The 19,924-nt window shown below is 54.1% G+C and carries 20 protein-coding genes and 1 pseudogene; 13 read left to right on the top strand and 8 right to left on the bottom strand.

The window, feature by feature from the left end; genetic code table 11:
* The first annotated feature begins 273 nt into the window (after positions 1 to 273).
* Positions 274 to 1,845 carry a calcium-binding protein gene (locus F4Z13_05450; GenBank protein MXZ48681.1) on the top strand — a complete coding sequence of 524 codons (1,572 nt, stop codon included), beginning with the start codon at positions 274 to 276 and terminating at the stop codon, positions 1,843 to 1,845.
* A gap of 206 nt (positions 1,846 to 2,051) precedes the next feature.
* On the opposite strand, the gene F4Z13_05445 is transcribed toward F4Z13_05450, so the two are convergent.
* A complete protein-coding gene (locus F4Z13_05445; protein MXZ48680.1) occupies positions 2,052 to 2,498 on the bottom strand; it encodes a transposase in 447 nt (148 codons plus the stop codon).
* Positions 2,365 to 2,631, bottom strand: a complete 267-nt coding sequence (locus F4Z13_05440; protein ID MXZ48679.1) for a transposase — start codon at positions 2,629 to 2,631, stop codon at positions 2,365 to 2,367. Before F4Z13_05440 ends, F4Z13_05445 begins: the two co-directional genes overlap by 134 nt.
* Before the next feature lie 240 nt (positions 2,632 to 2,871).
* Here F4Z13_05440 and mutS point away from each other — a divergent pair, with 240 nt between their 5' ends.
* The 8 genes from mutS to F4Z13_05400 all read left to right on the top strand — a co-directional run bounded on the left by mutS (position 2,872) and on the right by F4Z13_05400 (position 10,101).
* Positions 2,872 to 5,475: a DNA mismatch repair protein MutS gene (gene mutS / locus F4Z13_05435; GenBank protein ID MXZ48678.1), complete on the top strand. Its 2,604-nt coding sequence runs from the start codon at positions 2,872 to 2,874 to the stop codon at positions 5,473 to 5,475.
* 119 nt (positions 5,476 to 5,594) lie between these two features.
* Positions 5,595 to 5,846 (top strand): AbrB/MazE/SpoVT family DNA-binding domain-containing protein, encoded by a 252-nt coding sequence (locus F4Z13_05430; protein MXZ48677.1) that lies wholly within the window; start codon positions 5,595 to 5,597, stop codon positions 5,844 to 5,846.
* Positions 5,840 to 6,175: a type II toxin-antitoxin system PemK/MazF family toxin gene (locus tag F4Z13_05425; protein MXZ48676.1), complete on the top strand. Its 336-nt coding sequence runs from the start codon at positions 5,840 to 5,842 to the stop codon at positions 6,173 to 6,175. The genes F4Z13_05430 and F4Z13_05425 overlap by 7 nt, the downstream gene beginning before the upstream one ends.
* Positions 6,176 to 6,273: 98 nt before the next feature.
* Positions 6,274 to 6,513, top strand: coding sequence for a hypothetical protein (locus F4Z13_05420; protein MXZ48675.1), 240 nt, complete (start codon positions 6,274 to 6,276; stop codon positions 6,511 to 6,513).
* Between the two features lie 310 nt (positions 6,514 to 6,823).
* Entirely contained in the window at positions 6,824 to 7,114 is a 291-nt protein-coding gene (locus tag F4Z13_05415; GenBank protein ID MXZ48674.1) for a co-chaperone GroES, read from the top strand.
* Between the two features lie 19 nt (positions 7,115 to 7,133).
* Positions 7,134 to 8,774: a chaperonin GroEL gene (gene groL / locus F4Z13_05410; GenBank protein MXZ48673.1), complete on the top strand. Its 1,641-nt coding sequence runs from the start codon at positions 7,134 to 7,136 to the stop codon at positions 8,772 to 8,774.
* 277 nt (positions 8,775 to 9,051) lie between these two features.
* A complete protein-coding gene (locus tag F4Z13_05405) occupies positions 9,052 to 9,642 on the top strand; it encodes an SCO family protein (GenBank protein ID MXZ48672.1) in 591 nt (196 codons plus the stop codon).
* Positions 9,643 to 9,648: 6 nt separating this feature from the next.
* Positions 9,649 to 10,101: a copper chaperone PCu(A)C gene (locus F4Z13_05400; protein ID MXZ48671.1), complete on the top strand. Its 453-nt coding sequence runs from the start codon at positions 9,649 to 9,651 to the stop codon at positions 10,099 to 10,101.
* Here the strand turns inward: F4Z13_05400 and F4Z13_05395 are convergent.
* The 3 genes from F4Z13_05395 to F4Z13_05385 form a co-directional block, all read right to left on the bottom strand.
* Positions 10,098 to 10,520, bottom strand: coding sequence for a polymer-forming cytoskeletal protein (locus tag F4Z13_05395; GenBank protein ID MXZ48670.1), 423 nt, complete (start codon positions 10,518 to 10,520; stop codon positions 10,098 to 10,100). The genes F4Z13_05400 and F4Z13_05395 overlap by 4 nt on opposite strands.
* 12 nt (positions 10,521 to 10,532) lie before the next feature.
* Positions 10,533 to 11,375, bottom strand: coding sequence for a M23 family metallopeptidase (locus tag F4Z13_05390; protein MXZ48669.1), 843 nt, complete (start codon positions 11,373 to 11,375; stop codon positions 10,533 to 10,535).
* A gap of 125 nt (positions 11,376 to 11,500) precedes the next feature.
* The gene (locus F4Z13_05385; protein MXZ48668.1) at positions 11,501 to 12,322 is read right to left on the bottom strand and encodes a vitamin K epoxide reductase family protein; all 822 of its coding nucleotides are present in this window, start codon (positions 12,320 to 12,322) and stop codon (positions 11,501 to 11,503) included.
* A 172-nt stretch (positions 12,323 to 12,494) separates the two neighbouring features.
* Here F4Z13_05385 and F4Z13_05380 point away from each other — a divergent pair, with 172 nt between their 5' ends.
* On the top strand, positions 12,495 to 13,121 hold the full coding sequence (locus F4Z13_05380; protein ID MXZ48667.1) for a phosphatase PAP2 family protein: 627 nt from the start codon (positions 12,495 to 12,497) through the stop codon (positions 13,119 to 13,121).
* Positions 13,122 to 13,144: 23 nt separating this feature from the next.
* On the opposite strand, the gene F4Z13_05375 is transcribed toward F4Z13_05380, so the two are convergent.
* Entirely contained in the window at positions 13,145 to 14,290 is a 1,146-nt protein-coding gene (locus F4Z13_05375) for a glycosyl transferase (protein MXZ48666.1), read from the bottom strand.
* Between the two features lie 220 nt (positions 14,291 to 14,510).
* On the opposite strand from F4Z13_05375, the gene F4Z13_05370 reads away from it, so the two are divergent.
* Together F4Z13_05370 and F4Z13_05365 are read left to right on the top strand one after the other, a co-directional pair.
* Positions 14,511 to 15,677, top strand: coding sequence for an LL-diaminopimelate aminotransferase (locus tag F4Z13_05370; protein ID MXZ48665.1), 1,167 nt, complete (start codon positions 14,511 to 14,513; stop codon positions 15,675 to 15,677).
* A 35-nt stretch (positions 15,678 to 15,712) separates the two neighbouring features.
* Entirely contained in the window at positions 15,713 to 17,173 is a 1,461-nt protein-coding gene (locus F4Z13_05365) for a glycosyltransferase (GenBank protein MXZ48664.1), read from the top strand.
* A 122-nt stretch (positions 17,174 to 17,295) separates the two neighbouring features.
* On the opposite strand, the gene F4Z13_05360 is transcribed toward F4Z13_05365, so the two are convergent.
* Positions 17,296 to 18,534, bottom strand: coding sequence for an ATP-binding protein (locus F4Z13_05360; protein MXZ48663.1), 1,239 nt, complete (start codon positions 18,532 to 18,534; stop codon positions 17,296 to 17,298).
* A 165-nt stretch (positions 18,535 to 18,699) separates the two neighbouring features.
* Between F4Z13_05360 and F4Z13_05355 the strand changes: the two are divergent.
* Positions 18,700 to 18,930: pseudogene (locus F4Z13_05355) on the top strand (antitoxin).
* A 127-nt stretch (positions 18,931 to 19,057) separates the two neighbouring features.
* Here F4Z13_05355 and F4Z13_05350 read toward each other — a convergent pair.
* Positions 19,058 to 19,798, bottom strand: a complete 741-nt coding sequence (locus F4Z13_05350; GenBank protein MXZ48662.1) for a DUF433 domain-containing protein — start codon at positions 19,796 to 19,798, stop codon at positions 19,058 to 19,060.
* Positions 19,799 to 19,924: the final 126 nt, after the last annotated feature.

Below are 19,924 nucleotides of genomic sequence, written 5' to 3'. Positions count from 1 at the left end.
CCCCCCCCCCCCCCCCCCCCCCCCCCCCCCCCCCCCCCCCCCCCCCCCCCCATTAAGGAATTGGAATTTGAGTTTTGTTGGTGTTATCCTTTTGGAATAGTGGGTTTTTTTGTGGTTTCCCATATTGATTTTCCGAAATGGTGCTATTTAAATGAGGCTTAAAAAAAATGTTGACACTTCAGTGTGTTTCCGTGTAGAATCAGTTAACGGTGATAGATGATCTTGAGACTGCGAATAAAATTTGGAAACAATTCATAAGGAGGATTTTTCATTATGAAATTACGTAACTTTTTTGCAATAATGTTTTTGCTGGTGGGGTCATTGGCTTTTTCCGCCTGCACGGACACGGAAACTGTGACGGAAACTCAGTATGTGTGTCAAGATGGATCCACAGTTGAGGATTCCGACATGTGCCCAGAGACGGAAACTCAGTATGTGTGTCAAGATGGATCCACAGTTGAGGATTCCGACATGTGCCCAGAGCCAGAACCTGTTTATGACGAGATAGGGCCGGGTTATGAGGTAGGAAAAGATAATTGTTATGAGGATGGTGACCGCAACGGAATGATAGCTGGTACCGACATGGGTGATTGTATCCATGGCCAGGAAGGCCACGACTCCATTAAGGGCATGGGTGGTAACGATATGCTCTACGGGAACCAAGGTAACGACAAACTCTACGGAGGGGCCGGTGATGATGAGCTTGTTGGCGGCAGCGGCGACAATACGCTTGACGGGGGTGACGGCACCGACATTGCGATTTACATGGATGCTATGAGAGTAGTGGTCAACCTAGGCGACGGTGTAGCCAGAATTCGGCACTCCGACCCTGAAGATGTAGACGAGCTTGTAGAGATGGGAGATAGCGGAATAGGTATGGATACCTTGGTGAATATTGAGAACGTCAAGGGCAGCCTGTTGGGAGAAGACATAATAAACGGCGACGACAATGCGAACGTGCTTAAAGGTCTTGATCAAGCTGATACGATTAACGGCCATGGGGGTGACGACACGATTATTCCCAACCGTCCTGCGGAAGGCGGTGCAGCGAATGTGGCCGACGGCACCGCCCCAGAAGTGGACGGCATTGATACGGTCGACGGGGGCGAAGGAAGCGACACCATAAGCTACGAGGGCGAAAGTGCTGCGGTGACCGTTAATCTTGCTACTATTGTTGCAGCCGTGGGAACCGATACCCCGGACGACGCCACCGACGATGTCATTGCTCATGTTGCGGTTAGTGGCCCTGCTGCTACCGACAGAATCGTGCTTGTGGATCGAGGGACGGAAGATGAACCAAAACTAGAGAGCACCATTGAGAACGTTACCGGAGGCTTCGGAGGTGACACACTTACTGGTGATGTCCGGGCCAACATTCTTACAGGCGGAGCCGGAGGCGATACGCTTAACGGAGAAGCAGATCCCACCACCGCGGAGATGGGCGGTGACGACACGCTTAATGGCGGTCCTGGGAACGACACGCTTAACGGCGGTCCTGGGAACGACACGCTTGACGGCGGAGCCGGAGACGATACGCTTAACGGCAACGCAGGCAATGATACGCTTGACGGCGGAGCCGGAGACGACACGCTTAGCGGCGGCGCGGGCAATGACCAATATATTATCAGTAAAGGAGACGCCGGAGATACGATCTCCGCGTTTGCGGCTGGCGACACGATATGTCTGAAGGGCTTCATGGGCGATGAGAAGCTAAATGTAACAGCAGGCGGCGTGCTTCAGGTGGTGGACCCGGATGACTCGGCTAATACTACTGACATTGTCACCATGACTGCCGGTGGGAATCTTGTCCGGCTGACCCAGGATGTAAACTTCAACTGCGACTGAGGGGAGGCGACGGAGCTAACTTGTTTTTTTGTTTTTAAGCGCGGTTTCCGGTAACCCCGGTTGCCGCGCTTTTTAGTGTGCCGGTTTGTTAACACTTCGGGTAGGCGAGTTTCCGCTCTCCTTTGGAAATGGCCCCCTTTTTTTTCTCTTCGAGTAAGGTTGGTATCATCGCCCGGCCCCTCTTTTTGTTCTCCTCCCTGTTATTATCAGAGGATCGGTGCCGGTTTTCCGCAAGTCCCGGCTGAATATGTTCCACCATGCCGACCCTTCCATTGAATCAGGTCTTTGTACTTGAGTCTTTTCCCGTTCATTGCCTCAATAACGGCATCTATCTGCTCGATAGAGGCGAGCGGGCGGATGTTGTGCCTTCCCGCATACTCATCTATATAGCATTGAAGGCGCTTTTTGCTCATCTTGCGGTAAACTCCAGCGAGCCCTCTTTTGAGCATAAACCAAAAGGACTCTATGCCTTGCGTGTGGTGTGATTCTGTCCTTTTATGTATTCTCCGGCTGAGTGGTTTACGCCTCGTGCCTGCAGTTCTTTTTCGCGAGCCCTTTGTACCCGTAGTTCTGATCCGTGTAAACTGTGGTGCCTTCGGGTACGGTTTCTTGCACCATTCTCCGAAGCGTGATACTTGAAACCGCTTCGGCAACCTTCGCCCTAACCTTCTTTCTCTCTCTTTCCTTAATTGCCACAACAGGGGTCTTGTCCTGCGCTCCGGCTCCTGACACGCGAGCTTCTTTTAAGTGTGCATGTTGTGGTATTTCTCCTGACGCAGGTTTCATCTACCTCTACGTCTGCCGTGTGTTGCCGTGACGATGTCGTGCGGATGAGGACGATGGAGGTATCGGCTACCGGTATTTGAAATAAACTTTTACGCAATTATATCCGATCAGGCCCTTCCCTGCGCATGTTCTTAAACCGTACCAATCTTTAAAAGCTTTGGACAATGGCGTCGTCTCGCACCGTTATGCCCCCTTTCGCCGTTTCCGCCGCACCGTTAAATTCTGTATAATAGTACTTGCATGAGTTTACAGACCCCTCTTATGAGTCAGTATCTAAGCGTAAAGAAGGAGTATCCGGACGCAATACTTTTTTTCAGGCTCGGGGATTTCTACGAAATGTTCTACGACGACGCGAAAACCGCGTCGGAAATACTCGGAATAGCGCTCACCTCAAGGGACCGTTCGAAGAAAAACCCGGTGCCCCTCTGCGGCGTTCCCTTCCACAGTGCCGAGCCCCACATATCGAAGCTTCTCGCAAGCGGAAAGAAGGTGGCGGTCTGCGAACAGGTAAGTGACCAGAAGAAAACAAAAGGGCTCGTGGACAGAAAGGTCGTCAGGGTTCTTACTCCCGGAGCAGTTCTTGACTCGGAGAACCTCGAATCGAAAAGCAACAATTTCCTCGCGTGCGTGGCCGAGGAAAAAGACGGCTTCGGGCTTTCCTTCTGCGACATCTCGACAGGGGAGTTCAGGACATCCTTTTTCCGCTCGCCTGAAGACCTTATCTCGGAAATTGCCAGTATCGACCCAAGGGAAATTCTGGTCCCGGATTCCGACGCGGAACCTCCTTGGCTTAAACCCCTGCTTGACGCAAATCCCTGTACGCTCGTAACGAAGGTTGATTCCTGGAAGTGGGAATTCGAGAGATGCAGGGAAATTCTCACTGATGGTTTCTCGGTTCTTACTCTCGAAGCCTTTGAGATCGAAAAAGAGCTTGGATGTGTCCGTGCCTGTGGGGTGCTTTTCGATTACCTCCGGGAAACGCAGAAGGACTTCATGCCGGAGGTAGAGTTCCCCAAGTACTACGACACGGTCGACTACATGAAAATAGACGAGTGGACCGCGAGGAACCTCGAGCTTCGAAGTTCAATTGAAGGATCCCTTAAGCACTCGCTGCTCGGCGTAATGGACGAGACCCGCTCTCCAATGGGAGCGAGGCTACTTCACCGCTGGATGAGCTACCCCCTGCTTGACGCAGAAGAGATAGAGAAAAGGCAGGAAGCCGCGGGGGAATTGCTTGAAAACCTTTCCGCGAGAAAAGATCTCGTGGCGGCGCTCGGGAAAGTCGGGGATCTTGAGAGGCTGATCCACAGGATCGAGACCCCTTCCGCAAGACCCAGGGATCTTGCATCGCTTCGGGATTCCTCGTTTTACATAGAAAAACTCCGCGACGCTATGTTGGATTTTAGTTCAGAAACCCTTGCGTCGCTTTGCGGGAGGATGGATGACTTCCGAGACCTCCGCGGTTACTTGGAGGGCGCCCTTGTTGAGGCGCCGCCAGTTTCCGCGCGGGAGGGAGGGGTTATAAGGGAAGGATTCTCCCCCGAGCTTGACCGGCTGCGCAAGATCCAGGGCGACGGGCGGAAATGGATATCCGAGCTTGAGGGGCGGGAGAGGGAGAGAACGGGGATAGCCAACCTAAAGATCGGGTACAACAGGGTATTCGGCTACTACATCGAGGTTACAAACTCCAAGCTTTCTTCGGTACCCGAGGATTACTCAAGAAGACAGACCCTTTCGGGAAGCGAACGCTTCATCTCCCCCGAACTTAAGGAATACGAAGAGCAGATACTCACCGCGGCGGAGCGTATAGCCGAGCTTGAGGCCTCGCTTTTCGAGGAGGTGCGAAAGCAGGCGGCCGTCGAGGCCCCGCGCGTAAAGGCCACGGCGGCCGTGGTCGCGGAGACAGACGTTTTCTGCTCCATGGGAGAGATTGCGTCGCGCTACGGTTACTGCAGGCCGGAATTTGTCCCGCGCCCCGCAATCGAACTCAAAGACTCCCGCCACCCTGTGGTCGAGAGGATGGGCCTTGAGAGGGGGTTCGTTCCGAACGACGTCACCCTCGATTCAGAGGACAAGCGCTTCATGATCATCACGGGGCCCAACATGTCCGGCAAGTCGACTCTCATAAGGCAGGTGGCTCTCATATCGCTGATGGCCCAGATGGGAAGCTTCGTTCCGGCCCGGACGGCAAGGCTCGGGATAGTCGACCGTATTTTTTCAAGGGTGGGGGCGTCTGATAATCTCACTGCGGGACGCTCAACTTTCATGGTCGAGATGGTTGAGACTGCGCACATACTGCAAAACGCCACCCCGAGGAGCCTCGTCATACTTGATGAGATCGGGCGGGGCACGAGCACCTTTGACGGGATGAGCATAGCGTGGGCGGTTTCAGAGTATCTCTACGACTTGGGGCCCCTTACTCTTTTTGCCACCCACTACCACGAGCTGTCGAACCTGGCGGACGTAAAGCCCGGGATCACCAACTCCAACGTAGCGGTAAAGGAGGAGGGAGGGGAGATACTGTTTCTCCGCAAGCTTGTCCCGGGAGCCACAAGCCACAGCTACGGAATACAGGTGGCTCGCCTTGCCGGGGTTCCCGCGAAGGTTCTTAATTCCGCGAGGAAGGTTCTTTTTTCCCTTGAGAAATTCAAGGCCGGGCTTTCCCAGTCGATGCTAGGCGGGCAGCTTCTTCTTTTCGATACTGAAGGGGACGGAGAATCCGAGGCCGCGTTTAGGAAGGAAGAGCTTCTCACGGATGATCTTGCAACCCTTGATCCCATGAACATGACTCCCATGGAAGCGCTAGAGAAACTGATCGAGCTTTCTGAGAAGGCGAAAAAATAAAAGCTCTCAATCTAGAGATATACGGGCAACGCTCTTTACAAGCTGATCACTTCTATACCACTGTCCTTGAAATCTGCCTGTCTAGTGATTACAATGTAATTATACAAAGAGGCAAACACATGAAGATTAATCTGATATCTATTGGTAACTCGAAGGGAATTCGTATCCCTTCGTCGGTTATCAAGCAGTGCGGCCTCGGCGACGAGTTGGAGATGCGTGTTGAGAACGGAGTCATCGTGCTTGCGCCTGTGCGGAGCGTGCGCGAGGGTTGGAGTGCGGCTTTTGAAAAAATGGTGGCCGTCGGTGACGATGTGTCGCTGGTTCCCGATGCGCTTGAAAACGACTTTGATGCCGAGGACTGGACATGGTAAAGCAAGTTCGGCGATATGATATATATCTGGTCAACCTGGATCCCGCACAGGGATCGGAAATCCGGAAGATGCGGCCATGCGTAGTGATCTCGCCGGATGAGATGAACCGGTACATTAACACGGTCATAATAGCGCCTATGACGTCGACGCAACGGGATTACCCCAGTCGCGTAAATGTCACCTTTCAGCGGAAAAAAGGCCAAGTGGTACTCGATCAGATAAGGACCGTGGACAAGTCTCGCCTAGTCAGACGGCTGGGTGTCCTGCCGGACACGCGCGCGCGGGAGGTGGCAGGGGTGTTACGGGAAATGTTTACCTACGGCGACTGAAGAAAAATATCAAGGCGACCTCTAACGCTCTTTACGGATTGAATCGAAATATTTACTATCCAGTTAACATTACCTGAGCAGCAGGACGGTTTGTTGTTATGTCAACGGTAGAAGAAATAAAATCCGCCATCTCGGCTCTTTCCAAAGAGGATTACATCCATCTGCGCGAGTGGTTCTCCGAGAAGGACTGGAAACAGTGGGAAGAGGAAATCGAAAAGGACTTGTCATCCGGAAAGCTCGACTTCTTGATGGAAGAGGCGGTTGCGGAGAAAGACCGGGGACGACTCGGCAATTCCAGTCCCACAAAGCGGCGGACCGTTTCCGGTCCTACCCGGTGAACTCTTCCGGGACAAATGGGGGAATTAGCTCGCAGCAATTGCACTTTGCTGGAAAATGATGCTCGACATTCGATTCTGCAGACGGTATTATTGTGCCATCTCATCTGCCATGCGTAGAAGGAGTAACGAGGTCGTCCCGGCTCGTCCGCTGACGGCCTCAAACTTTTTAACTCTCCCGCAAGCCGCTTTCTGTCCCTGTTTTTTCCCTTCCATCCCTTGACACCCGCAAAAACGTGCTTACTTTATAGTTGGCACTTGGAAGGTGCAAGTGCCAGTCCAGCTTTAAAAAGTTAAAAAGGAGGTATTAGAGATGGAGATAAGACCGCTATATGACAAGGTCTTGATAAAGCGTCTCGATGTGTCTGAGACGACGGAAGGGGGAATCATAATCCCCGACACCGCGGCTGAGAAACCCCAGCAGGCAGAGGTTGTTGCCGTGGGGAAGGGAAGGCCTATTGAAAACGGAGAGATTCTTCCGCTTGACGTAAAGCCCGGCGACAGGGTCATATTCGGAAAATACGGCGGAAGCGAAGTTACGCTCGGCGGCGAGGACTACCTGATTATCCCCGAACACGAGATACTCGGGGTAATAGAAGACTAACAAAGGAGGAAGCAATAAAATGGCGAAAGATCTGTTATTTGACACTGAGGCCAGAGAGAAGATTCTCGAGGGCGTTAACAAGCTCGCGGCCGCGGTAAAGGCAACGCTGGGTCCAAGGGGACGCAACGTGCTGATAGAGAAAACGTTCGGAGCTCCGGTCGTGACCAAGGACGGGGTTTCCGTGGCCAAGGAAATAGAGATTGAGGACAAGTTCGAGAACATGGGAGCCCAGATGGTAAAGGAAGTCGCTTCGAAAACAAGCGACGTAGCCGGAGACGGCACCACGACAGCCACCATACTTGCCCAGGCGATATACCGCGAGGGCATAAAGCTCGTCGCCGCGGGACACGACCCCATGAAGCTTAAAAGGGGAATAGACCAGTCGGTCGAGGTTGTTACCGCGAGCATAAGGAAATCAAGCAAGCAGGTAAAGGGACGCACGGAGATAGCCCAGGTGGCCACGGTTTCCGCAAACGGGGACCAGAACGTCGGAAGCATCATAGCCGACGCCATGGAGAAGGTGGGAAAGGACGGGGTCATAACCGTTGAAGAGGGAAGGAGCCTTGACACCGAGCTTGACGTGGTTGAGGGAATGCAGTTTGACAGAGGGTATCTCAGCCCCTACTTCGTAACCGAGCCCGAGAAGATGACGGTTGAGCTTGATGATCCGCTCATCCTGCTTTTTGACAAGAAAATAGCCAACATGAAGGACCTTCTCCCGCTTCTTGAGGAAGTGGCGAGAAGCACCAAGCCCCTTTTGATAATCGCAGAGGACGTTGAGGGAGAGGCCCTTGCGACTCTGGTTGTTAACAAAATCAGGGGAACGCTCAAGGTCGCGGCCATAAAGGCCCCGGGATTCGGGGACCGCAGAAAGGCCATGATCGAGGACATAGCCGTTTTAACGGGCGGACAGGTGATATCAGAAGAGGCCGGCATGAAACTTGAGAGCGCCAAGATAACCGATCTCGGACAGGCGAAGAGAGTCGTCATAGACCGCGACGACACCACGGTCGTCGGAGGTTCCGGCACTAGGGCGTCAATAGAGGGCCGCATAAACCAGATCAAGAGCCAGATAGGGATAGCAAGCGGCGAGTATGACCGCGAGAAGCTCCAGGAGCGCCTCGCCAAGCTCGCCGGAGGCGTGGCCGTGATCAGGGTAGGGGCCGCTACCGAGACCGAGATGAAAGAGAAAAAGGACAGGGTTGAGGACGCCCTTAACGCTACCCGGGCCGCCGTCGAGGAAGGAATAGTTCCAGGCGGAGGCGTGGCCTTCATAAGGGCCATCGCCGCGGTCAATAAGTACGACGGTGCTGACCCCGAGGAGCAGGCGGGAGTCAACATCGTGAAGAGAGCGCTTGAGGAGCCCCTTCGGGGAATAGCCTCTAACGCCGGATGGGACGGTTCCATAGTGGTAGAGAAGGTAGTAAACCAGAAGGGCTCACACGGCTTTGACGCCGCGAAGCTTGAGTACACGGACCTCATAAAGGCCGGTATTCTCGATCCCGCGAAGGTGACCAGGACGGCCATGCAGAACGCGGCAAGCGTCGCGGGTCTTCTGCTTACCACCGAGGCGCTGGTAGTCGACGTTACGAAAGAGGATGGGGGCGGCGCTGGTGCAATGCCTCCTGGCGGACCGATGGGCATGGGCGGCATGATGTAGAAGCCGTCTGCACCCTGCAGAAAACACGAAGCGGGCACGGCGCACGGGCGCCCTGCCCGCTTTTTTTTGCTGTTTTAAAATTTTTTAATTTTCCCTTGTCAGTTTAAGTGAATTACGTATATTTTATAACGTTGATTAGAAACATTGATCAATACTCATCCTTCATCCTCCTTATTTGTTAGGAAGAGCGCCTCGGCCCCCCTGAGGCGCTCTTTTTTTGTCTAATCGGAAAGTTGGTGTATATTTTCTGCCCTAACCTGTTACGGAGTCACTTGAAATGAAACGGAACTACCGGCTTTTGACCGCTTTGGCGCTGATTGCTCTCGTGTGGGTTGCGGTCCTTGGGTTCCTCGGCACGGACAAGGGAAGCTTCCACGGGGATGAGTATCGCCGACCCGCCTTTGATTTTTCCCTTACCGACCACCAGAACCGAGAGTTTTCTCTCTCCGACCACTCGGGCAAAGTCATACTGCTTAACTTCGGGTTTACGAACTGTCCGGACGTATGTCCCACCACCCTGGGGATGCTGGGAGAGGTGCTTGATCTTGTGGGAGACGAGGGGGCCGTGGCGCTTTTCATAACCGTTGACCCGGAGCGCGACACCGTGGCCAAACTCGGGACCTACGTTCCGTTTTTCCACGACCGCATAGTGGGCCTCACGGGTCCAGAGCAGTCTATAAAGCAGGTAAACGACGCCTGCGGAACCTTTTATTCAAAGGAGCAGGGGACCTCGGAGTCAGACTACGGGGTAGTTCATTCCCCTGCGGTTTACCTGATAGGTCCCGGCGGTGAGATGATGCTTCGCTACCCCAAGGAAAAGCTTGATTCAGAGAAAATAGCAGGCGACGTAAAACGCCTTCTCCTGTAAGCGCTCATGAACGTTAAAAAAGCCCTGATCGTTTTAGCTGTTTTCTTTCTTGTTGCTCCCCTGGCTTGGAGCAAGGGGGAGATTTCCGTCAAGGACCCGTGGGTAAGACAAAATCCCCCGGGCGCTTCTGTAACCGCGGCCTACATGGTTATTGAGAACCCCGCCGTCGCGGGAGACGAACTTTTGGAAGTGAGCTGCAGTTGCTCCGCTTCGTCCTCCCTTCACGTTACTGAGATGAGGGAAGATTCGATGGCAATGAAGAAGGTTGCTTCGATTGAGATTCCGGCGGGCACATCAGTCGCCCTTTCGCCGGGAGGCTATCACGTGATGCTAGAGGGGCTCTCGGGCGATATAAAAGAAAGCGTGATTTTGGAATTGAAGTTCCGCTCGGGCGCGCGGATATCGGTTACGGCGCCTGTCCTCGACCCCCCCGAGGCAAGCCGCCACCACCACCATTAGGGTTTCGCCGTTTGGGAGGAAATGGGCGCCGGGCCTTTATCCTTTACGTCTTCCGGTGCGGGGCTTTTCATTTCGCACTTCGCCATCATGGCTCCCCCGGCTTCGGTTATAAGCGTCTCGGTCAGGACTTCTCCCGTTATTGCTCCCGTGCTTTTGATCTCGAGCGCCCCGGCATCTATTTTTCCGGTTACTTTCCCGAATATGATGACCTCTCCGGCGTTTATGTCCCCGGTCACCGAACCGTTAGGACCCACCACGATTGAGTTGGCGACTTTTATGTCTCCCTTGAGTTCCCCCTCGACCTTCATCGATCCCTCGCACGAGATGATTCCCTCGAACACCACTCCTTCGCCCAAGACCGTTTCCACGGCGCCAGAGTTATTGTTTTTGTTCTTCCGCTTGCTGTTATTGTTATACATACAGGCTTTCCCCTATCTTACGTATTTTTTGGGGTTGATCCTTTTTCCGTATTTTATTATCTCGTAGTGAAGATGCGGCCCGGTTGAGCGGCCCGTCGATCCTAGTTCCCCTATTTTCTCTCCCGCTTCGACCTTCTGGCCCTTGGCGACCTCTATCTTGGAGAGGTGTCCGTAGAGAGTCTTGTAACCCTTTTTGTGCTTTATGATGACGTGCTTGCCGTAGCCCTTTACGTACTTGGCCTTCTCGACCACCCCGTCAGCCGTGGTGACTACCTCGTCTCCCGTTTTTCCCCTGAAATCGACTCCGCCGTGGAACTCCCTGGCCTCCGAGAAGGGAGATTGCCTGTAGCCGTAGTGCGAAGAGATGCTTCCCGAAGCGGGTCTTCCGAAGGGGATGACCGCGAGCACCTTGTCTAGGCGCTTTATGTCCCTCTCGACCGCGTCGAAGTAATCATCCCCGATATCGCTTATCTGGAACCCGCGCCCGCCAATCTGGGGAGTTCTTCTCTTCTTCTTCGTCGAGAGCCTTCTTTCTATTGAGGCAAGCTTTTTCTCAAGCCGCAACACCCTTTTTATGAACTTGTCCTCAAGTTTCTTGTCAACGATTATGTCATGCGACATCGTCTCAACGGCGCTTAGCAGTTCGTCTATCTCGGCTTGCTTCTGCGCCCGGATATCTTGTGCTTCCCCGTAGAGCTTGTATGACAGGAAAAAGGAGAGAAGAGCGCCCAGCACGAGAATTCCCAAGGCGCCCAGCACGAACTGGAACCGTCCCCTGCTTATGCCCCAAGACCGGGTCCACCCGAACTTATTGCAACATACTATAAACGATAACCCGTCGTTTCTTTTTTCCACCCTTCACCCCAATGCCGCCCCGATAGCGGCTCAGTTGTAATAGGAACGTTCAGATAAAGATAATTGATAAAAGTCCCTTGTCAAAGAGGAATGGCAAGTGATCGCAGCGCCTTGTAGGGGAACTTTCACTTGCCCGAATAACCCGAGATCCTCCCGAGCTGCTCGAGAGTTATTACCCCCTCGTGGAACTCTCCGCCGATTTCCCAAGTGGGGTAGCTTTTTATGTTCTTGCCCGCGCAGAGGGCGGGATTGGGGTCGGGACCGCTTCGGCTGCACTCAACGTAGGTTATGTGGCCGAAAGCCCCTCCGAAAAGCTCCTTCTGCTTCTGACAGTGACCGCAGTTGTATGAGCCGTACATGGTTGCTCCGCGCTCCGAGAGGTATTTCGCAAGGCTCACCTGGTAAAAGGTAGACGCGGACGGAGGATTCTCCTGCGGGGCGGGGGAATGGATAGAGTAGGATGCGGCAAACACCAAGACGAACACCGCCGCCGCCCCGCCGAAGGACTTTATGGCGCCGCCGGTTGTTTGGGAGGCTGCGAGCAGAAACACCGCTACCGCGATTGCGGCCGAGGCCACGCACCAGGAGCAAAGCGCCTCTATTATGAAAAGTTCAAGGTAGGTGAGGTAAGCTGAAAAACCGACAGCCGCTGCCGATAGCCAGAAAAGAAGGTTCCACTTTGTCCGCCGCCCGAGGCGCGAGACGGAAACGGCAGCCATAGCCGCGTATCCCAGGACTCCGAGCAGCGAGACCGGGATGCCCCCGATGCTCGAGTACCGGCTCTCCCTTACCAAGTCGCAGCCTTTGCCCGTAAGGCAAAGCTCCGCGCCCCCGAGCACAAAGTCAGCCACAAGCAGGTATCCTGATACTAGTGCTCCAAGTGCGCAGAGGACGGTCGCCGTCCCCGTGGCGCCGCTAAGAAAGAATTTTTTCCCTTTTGCGGTCATTCCGTTGGGTATTATACAGATTATTCGCAGGTTTTAGAAACCTCTTCGCCCTGCAACTTTAAGGCCGTGTTAACGGTTTTTAAAAGGGTGATTAAAAAACGAAAAACCTTCGGTTTATCTCTTGTTTTTTGCGCTCCATGCGGTTTTTATTTTATACAGGGCTTAGGGAAAGATGATTAACAACGACAACATAGCTCAAAAGGTTACGTTTCCGCGTCCCGCCGAGGGTGGCAGGGTCGTAGGCGCGGCGAACCTCGTCTCCACCGTTTTTTCCCCCGCGCTTGTGGTTTTCTACGCGGTGATTCTCTGCTCTTACTCGCTTGATCACTCCGCCAAGTTTCTCTGGACTTTTCTTTTCCTGTTGCTTTTCGTGCTTGCCCCGACGGCCTACATATTCTATCTCATGGGACAGGGCAAGGTGACGGATTTCCATATAAGCGTGAGGGAGGAGCGGATAAGGCCCCTCAGCGTTATTTTCGTCTACTCGGTATTGTCGCTCCTTCTCTACGGCTTCGTCGGCGGCCCGGGCGCCTTGGTCACGCTCGGCTACTTATGCCTTGCGCTTACGGGCCTCTGGATACTGGTTTCGCTTTACTGGAAGATAAGCGGTCACTGTGCCGCAATCGGAGCGCTCGGGGCGGTGGTGTTCGCCCATCCGCACGAGGCCCTGGTTTTCGTTATCCCGCCTCTTGCCCTGCTGGTCGCGTGGTCGAGGGTGAGACTCGGGTGCCACAGCTTGGCCCAGACGCTGGCGGGGCTGGTTCTCGGCATCGCGGTCTTCTGGTTCTTTCTTCCCTGATTTTCCCCGCCGCGGTTTTATCCTCAGAGAAAAAGGTCTAGGAGCCCCTTTCGCTCGGCGTCTTCGATAGGGGAGCCGGTCGGGTGTCTGAACTCCTCTTCGCCCCCGTAGCGCTCGGCAAGGGCGAGTATGGTTTCCGATATGTCGGGAACGACGTCTCTGTAGGGTTCGGGCTGCGCTCTGGGAAGGGATACCCATCTCTCAAGGACGCTCTCGAAATCGCTGCCCACCTTGTGGAGCACCTCGAATCCCATCTGCTCAAGCGCCACCGCGTTGCATTCCTGTTCGTACTGCCCCTTCATCGGCACCGCGAGCAGTTTCTTGCCTAGGAAAAGGGCCTCGGAAGGTGTCTCGAATCCGGCATTGGTGAGTATGCCCTCGCTTTCGGTGAAGCTTTCTATGAACTTCTCGTAGCTTACCGGGTACACCGTGACGTTTCCTTCTGTGTAGGGCTCTCCCTTGTAGTGTTTTGAGAAAAGCTCCCAGCACACGTCGATTTTGCTCAGATGCCTGATCAGGGTGCGCTCGTCAAAGCTCGGGAGATAGACCGTGTAGTGGCCGTTTCGGCGCACTTCGTAGCGGCGAAGCTCCTTTCTTATTATGGGGGTCTTTATGAAGTTGTCGTACTCGCGGAAATGAAGCCCGAGCGGTATGCACACGGGGGCGTACCACTTTATTATGAATTCCATTATCTTGTTCGGCTTCTCGGGCCTCGGGGTCTTGGGGGACGCGAACGACGTCTGGTGGGAAAGCGAAACGCAGGGCCTTTTCTTCAGGCGGCACGCCCAGGAGGATATGGGCTCGAAGTCGCTTACCACCATGTCGTAATCGGCCACGGGAAGGTCGTTTACGTCTCCGAGCAGCTTGTCGAAGCGGGCCTTCTTTATCGAGGCGTAGTAGTCGATCCCGCCGTTTTTCCCGAAAACGAACCCGAGTCCCCGCAGGTTGTACTTTACCTCGAACCCGAGATCTATTTCGTGCTGGCGCTCGCTTACCATAATGTCGACCTCGGCCGACTTCCGAAGCTCGGCTATCACGTCTCTTGAGCGGCTTATGTGGCCGTTTCCGGTTCCCTGTATTGCGTAGAGTATCTTCAAACCTTTTCTCCTCGCGCGCAATGTAATTCTAATCTTTTTTGCGGGCGTTGTTAAACATGGGGAATTATGTATTTAAGTTGACATACATAATTCCCTAAACATGCCCCCGAGCGCTACTTATCCCCGATCTTCGTCAAAGCGGCGTAAAGTGCCCGTTAAGGGGCGGTTAACGCTTCCCGCAGGAGATTTTCCTCACAAAATCACACCTCACAAAATCACACTTGCCCATCGGGCACCGTTAAGTTAACCTTGTTGCCTTGTCAGGACCTATCTATCCTCGGGAGGACTTCAAATGAAAATCAAGTGGGCAGAGAGAATCGAGCAGCTTCCTCCATACCTTTTCGCCGAGATCGACAGGAAAAAAAACGAGCTGATCGAGAAGGGGGCAGACGTGATCGACCTCGGGGTGGGCGACCCGGACATACCGACGCCGGAGCATATAGTGGAGTCGCTTCGCGAGGCCTCCGGGGATCCGGAGCACCACCGCTACCCGTCCTACGTGGGCATGCTGTCTTTTCGGGAGGCGGCTGCCGAGTGGTACGAAGAGCGGTTCGGGGTAAGCCTCGATCCCGCAAAGCAGGTAGTGACCCTCATAGGCTCCAAGGAAGGTGTAGCCCACGCGCCTTTAGCGTTTGTCGACCCGGGGGACGTGGCGCTCGTGCCGGATCCCGGATACCCCGTGTACCCGGTTTCGACCACGTTCGCCGGAGGGGTTCCCTACCCGATGCCGCTTCTTAAGGAAAACGATTTTCTCCCGGACCTTGACGCCATTCCCGCGGATGTGGCCAAGCGGGCCGTCATGATGTTTCTTAACTATCCGAACAATCCGACTACGGTTCTTGCCAACGAGGGGTTCTTCAGGGAAGTGGTCGATTTCGCCCGGGAAAACGAGATACTCATCTGCCACGACGCTGCCTACACGGAGATAGCGTTTTACGGAAAAAATCCCCTGAGCTTCCTCGAGATACCGGGGGCGGTGGACGTGGGGATCGAGTTTCACTCGCTTTCAAAGACCTTCAGCATGACCGGGTGGCGCCTGGCGTTCGCCGCGGGGAACGAGAGGGCCATAGCGGGTCTCGGGAAGATAAAGACGAACATAGACTCGGGAGTTTTCCAGGCGGTCCAGGTGGCGGGCATAACGGCGCTTCGTAACAGCTCCGTCGGGCTTGAGGAGAGAAAGGAGGTCTACAGGGAGCGCCTCGAGATATTCTGCCGCGGCCTTCGGGAAGCGGGCATAGAGTACACCGTCCCCGAGGCCACGTTCTACGTGTGGTTCGAGGTTCCCGAGGGGATGACATCTTCAGAGTTCTCGGAGAGAATGCTCACCGAAGCCGGCGTGGTCGTCACTCCTGGAAACGGTTTCGGGGACTGCGGCGAGGGATACGCCAGGGTGTCGGTGACGTTTGACACGCAGAGGATAGAGCAGGCAGCCGAGAGGATAGCCAAGTTCAAGCCGTAGGGACGACCGGGTCTTTACATAAGAGGTTTTGAGAGTTGTTTGAGTTTATAAAGTACTTCTGCACCCTGCTTTACATTATTTCCTCCGTTTTTCTCTGCATATTCGGCCTTCACCGTTACTACCTGGTGCATCTTTACTCGAGGACAAAGGCGCGCCGCGCCGCGGCCCCGCAGGGACAGGGATCCCTTCCGCGCGTCACGGTGCAGCTCCCCGTCTATAACGAGATGTACGTGACCGAAAGGCTCATCCGCGCGGTCTGCGGGATCGACTACCCGAGGGACCTGCTCGAAGTGCAGGTGCTTGACGACTCAACGGACGACACAAGCCGCATAGCGGCGCGCTGCACCGATGAACTCCGGGCTGCCGGTTTCGACATAAAGCACATCCGGAGGGGGAACCGCGAGGGGTACAAGGCGGGGGCGCTTGCCGCGGGCTGCGCGCAGGCAAGCGGGGAGCTTCTTGCGGTTTTCGACGCGGATTTTGTTCCCCCCAGGGATTTTCTCCGAAAGACCGTTTCGTGCTTCGAAGACCCTGAGGTCGGGATAGTGCAAACGAGGTGGGGGCATCTTAACCGTGACTACTCGCTTCTGACCAAGGCCCAGTCGGTGCTTCTTGACGGACATTTCGTGGTGGAGCAGGCCGCCCGGCATGGAAACGGACTTTTTCTTAACTTCAACGGCACCGCCGGGGTGATCCGCAAGAAGTGCATAGAGCAGAGCGGAGGATGGCAGCACGACACCCTGACTGAGGATCTTGATCTAAGCTACAGGGCGCAGATAAACGGGTGGAAGGCAGTCTACCTGCCTAACGTCATATCGGACGCCGAGCTTCCCGTTGACATGAACGCTTTTAAAATACAGCAGCACAGGTGGGTTAAGGGAGGGATCCAGACGGCAGGGAAGCTTTTGCCCTCGGTGCTTCGCGATTCCCGGATCCCGTTTAAGGTCAAGGCCGAGAGCGTGTTTCATCTCCTCGGCAATTTCAGCTATCTGTTTCTGCTCGCCACTATAATTCTCATAATACCCATGAATTTCCTGTGGGAGCGGATCTGGCTTAATGACCTTTTCATAGCGAGCGTCACGGGGGTGGCGCTCGGCACCTTAGCCATAATAAGGTTCTACATACTGGCGGTCCGCGAGGCCCACGGCACCCGAGCGCGGGAGTTCTACAAGTACATACCCGTTGCGCTGAGCGTCGGGGCGGGCATAGCGGTTAACAACGCCAAGGCCGTGCTTGAGGCGGTTCTGGGCAGGACGTCGGGTTTTGCGAGAACGCCAAAGTACGCCGTCGTGGGCAGGAAGGACCGGTGGAGAACCTCGGCTTACGTTTCCTCAAAAGGGGTTACCACCTTTTTCGAGGTCGTTCTCTCGGTTTTCTTCACGTTCCAGGTGGCGTACGTCCTCTACATGGGATTTTTCATCTGGGTTCCCTTTCTGCTGCTTATGCAATTCGGTTTCACCTACACCGCTTTTCTCTCGATATATCACGGTTCGTGAGAGGAGTTCGCCCCGCTTCGAGATAACGGTCTTTTCAACTTTTCACAATTTCTGAATTTTCTCGGGGAGGCTTTTAGAAAAAGTGCGTATATGCTCTTGACATATCCCGGAAGCCGGCCGGCTTACTGCCGGTTCCAGACTGTTCCGAAAGGAACAGCCCACAGCCCGTCACCCATGGACCCCGTGAGTTCTCCCGAATAGAGTACGATCCCAGTAAATTTTCTGTCGCGCGCGATGTTTTTCTTAAACCAGCTGAGGTTTTTGAAATCGTTCGTTCCGATGGCCGAGCCCGCCTTGATCTCAATCCCGAGCAGCGCCCAGTCCTCCCTTTCGATCAAGAAGTCGATCTCGCGCTTTTCGCGGTCACGGTAATGGAAGAGACTGTATCTTCCGGCATTGGCGTCCACTTGGGCGGCTATTTCGTTGAACATGAAGGTTTCGATCAGCTTGCCCGAGCGGTCCGCATCCATTCGGACCTGCTGACTGTCCCAGTCAAGAATCGAAGACATAAGTCCCGAGTCAGTCATAAAAAGCCTGGGGCGTTGCCCCGCCCGCGCGTAATCGGTGCGTTTCCACGCCCTTACGCGTTCAACAATGTACAAGGCTTCCAGGGCGTTTATGTATGTCTCGACCGTGGAGCGCGCGATGGAAAGTCCAGCGCCTATGGATGAAATGTCCATGAACTTGCCCGACCATGCCGCCAGGGTGTGTATCAGTTCGCTCATGGCGTCGCGTCGCTGGATACGCCCGAGATCCCTGAGGTCGCGTTCCACAAGCGCGTCCGCGTAGTCCCGATGCCATAATCTTCGCTCTGTGTCTCCAAGCATAATGGCTTCCGGAAAACCACCTCCAAAAGAGATGTCCAGCATAGCGTCACGGTCGTAAGCGCGGTCGGGATGCCCGAAATCCTGCCTGAAGGCCCGGTCAAGGAAATCCGGAGACGCTCCTAAAATCTCTCCATAGGTGAGCGGACGCAGCCGTACCTTTCTTATGCGTCCGGCGAGGGATTCCCGTACTCTGGGGGAAGACTGTATGTCGGCTGAACCCGTCAGCAGGTATTGTCCGGGTCTCGTATCTTCATCCACCCTTATCTTGATTGCAGAAAGCAGGTCGGGAGCACGCTGGACTTCGTCGATGATGAGGGTGCTTCCTGAATGCTTCACGAAGCCTCGCGGGTCGGTTTCGGCAATCTGCCGTACGGCCGGATCATCTAGAGTGCGGTAGGCGATATGCCGTGAAACCAGTTCCTTGGCAAGGGTGGTTTTGCCGCATTGGCGCGCTCCGCAGAGCAACAGCACGCGGCGCGTTTCGAGGGCTTTTTTCAAGGTGTCCCGCTGCCAGCGGAAATAAGAATGTGACATGATCCGAAACTCGCTGTATTGTTATTTCTATATCCGCGATTTTGCAAAAAATGCACCCGCGTTTTTATAGAAGACAATGTTCTCAAGTAATGTCATCCGCCCTCGACATATCTCGGCGACCTGCTACCATCTGTATGCGTTAGGACTTCCTGTCTGGAAGCGGAGATGGAAAGGGTAAAAGTGTTTAAGAACAACAAGAGCTAGGCGGTGCGGCTTCCCAAGCCGGTTTCCTTGCCGGATACCGCAAAGGAAGTCGATATTATCTGCCTGGGGCGTTCCCGCCTGATCACTCCGGCGGGAGAAGCATGGGACAGCTGATTTGAGGGAGAGGGTGTTACGGATGATTTCATGAATGAGCGCGAACAGGGCGGGAGCCAGGAGAGGGAACCATTCTGATGACCGATAACACCCGGGAATTCAAACACATGGCCGGTTTACTTCTGGATGATTGAAGCGAATAGGCTTTTTTCTCCTCGTGGGGCAGGAGAGGTCAGGCTGGCAGGCCGAAATTTCGGTAACCGGTTCAGGCGGCTTGTTCCCATAATAGACATCTGATAGCTTCCTCGATTTTTTTCTGGCTGCATTCATAGTCCCCGGCAAGTTCTCTCATGGATTCCCCGGCTTTGTAGCGTTCAACGATAATTTCTACTGGAATACTTATGCCGGAGAGAATCGGGCGGCCGAATGAGATTTCGGGATCAATCAAGATTGATTTAGGTTCGTTTGGTTTTTCGGTTCCTGAAAACGGATAGAGCCTTATGGGAAGACCGCGCAAGTCTCTTTCTATTCTCTGCATGTATTCTTTAACAGTGTTCTCCAATACTGTCTGCCCGCTTCCCTTGAAAATGCCACAGACGAGACCCGACTCCCTTAAGAACGGGGAGAGTCCATCCGTCTCGAAACCCTTTTCGGCTAGGGGATTGTCGGAGGGGTAGATTTGCGATATGAAATCGAGACCTTTTCTGATCTTGTTCATGGAGAGCCTGCATTCTCTGCGTATTGAGGCCAGGACATACGCTTCAACCAGGTTGATGAAAGACAGGGCCAAGGGTTTTTCTTGAGCGGGGGCAATCAGAGGTTCAAAGTTAGTTTGTCTGCAAATCCAGGCACGCAAAGTGGACTCTGGAAGCCTTAAATATAAAGCTGCTTCCGGAACATTGTAAGAAGGCAGATATCGCGCATCTTTCCTGGAAGAGATTTTCCTGATATTACTCAATTTGCTGAAGTTACTGTTTGCTCCTCGCTTAAATTTCTGGTCGGGCATTATAAGCAATTAGGACATTGATCGGTACTTTTTCCGCTTGTTTCAAGCTTCTGGTAAAAAGCATCGGTCATTTTAATTTGCTAGCGACAGAAGACTTGTCAATATTGAACTCCGGTAATATTATAT

The organism is Candidatus Dadabacteria bacterium (assembly GCA_009837205.1).
Classification (GTDB): domain Bacteria; phylum Desulfobacterota_D; class UBA1144; order Nemesobacterales; family Nemesobacteraceae; genus Nemesobacter.
The sequence above is the reverse complement of the archived record's forward strand: the minus strand, read 5'-3'. Positions and strand labels throughout refer to the sequence as shown.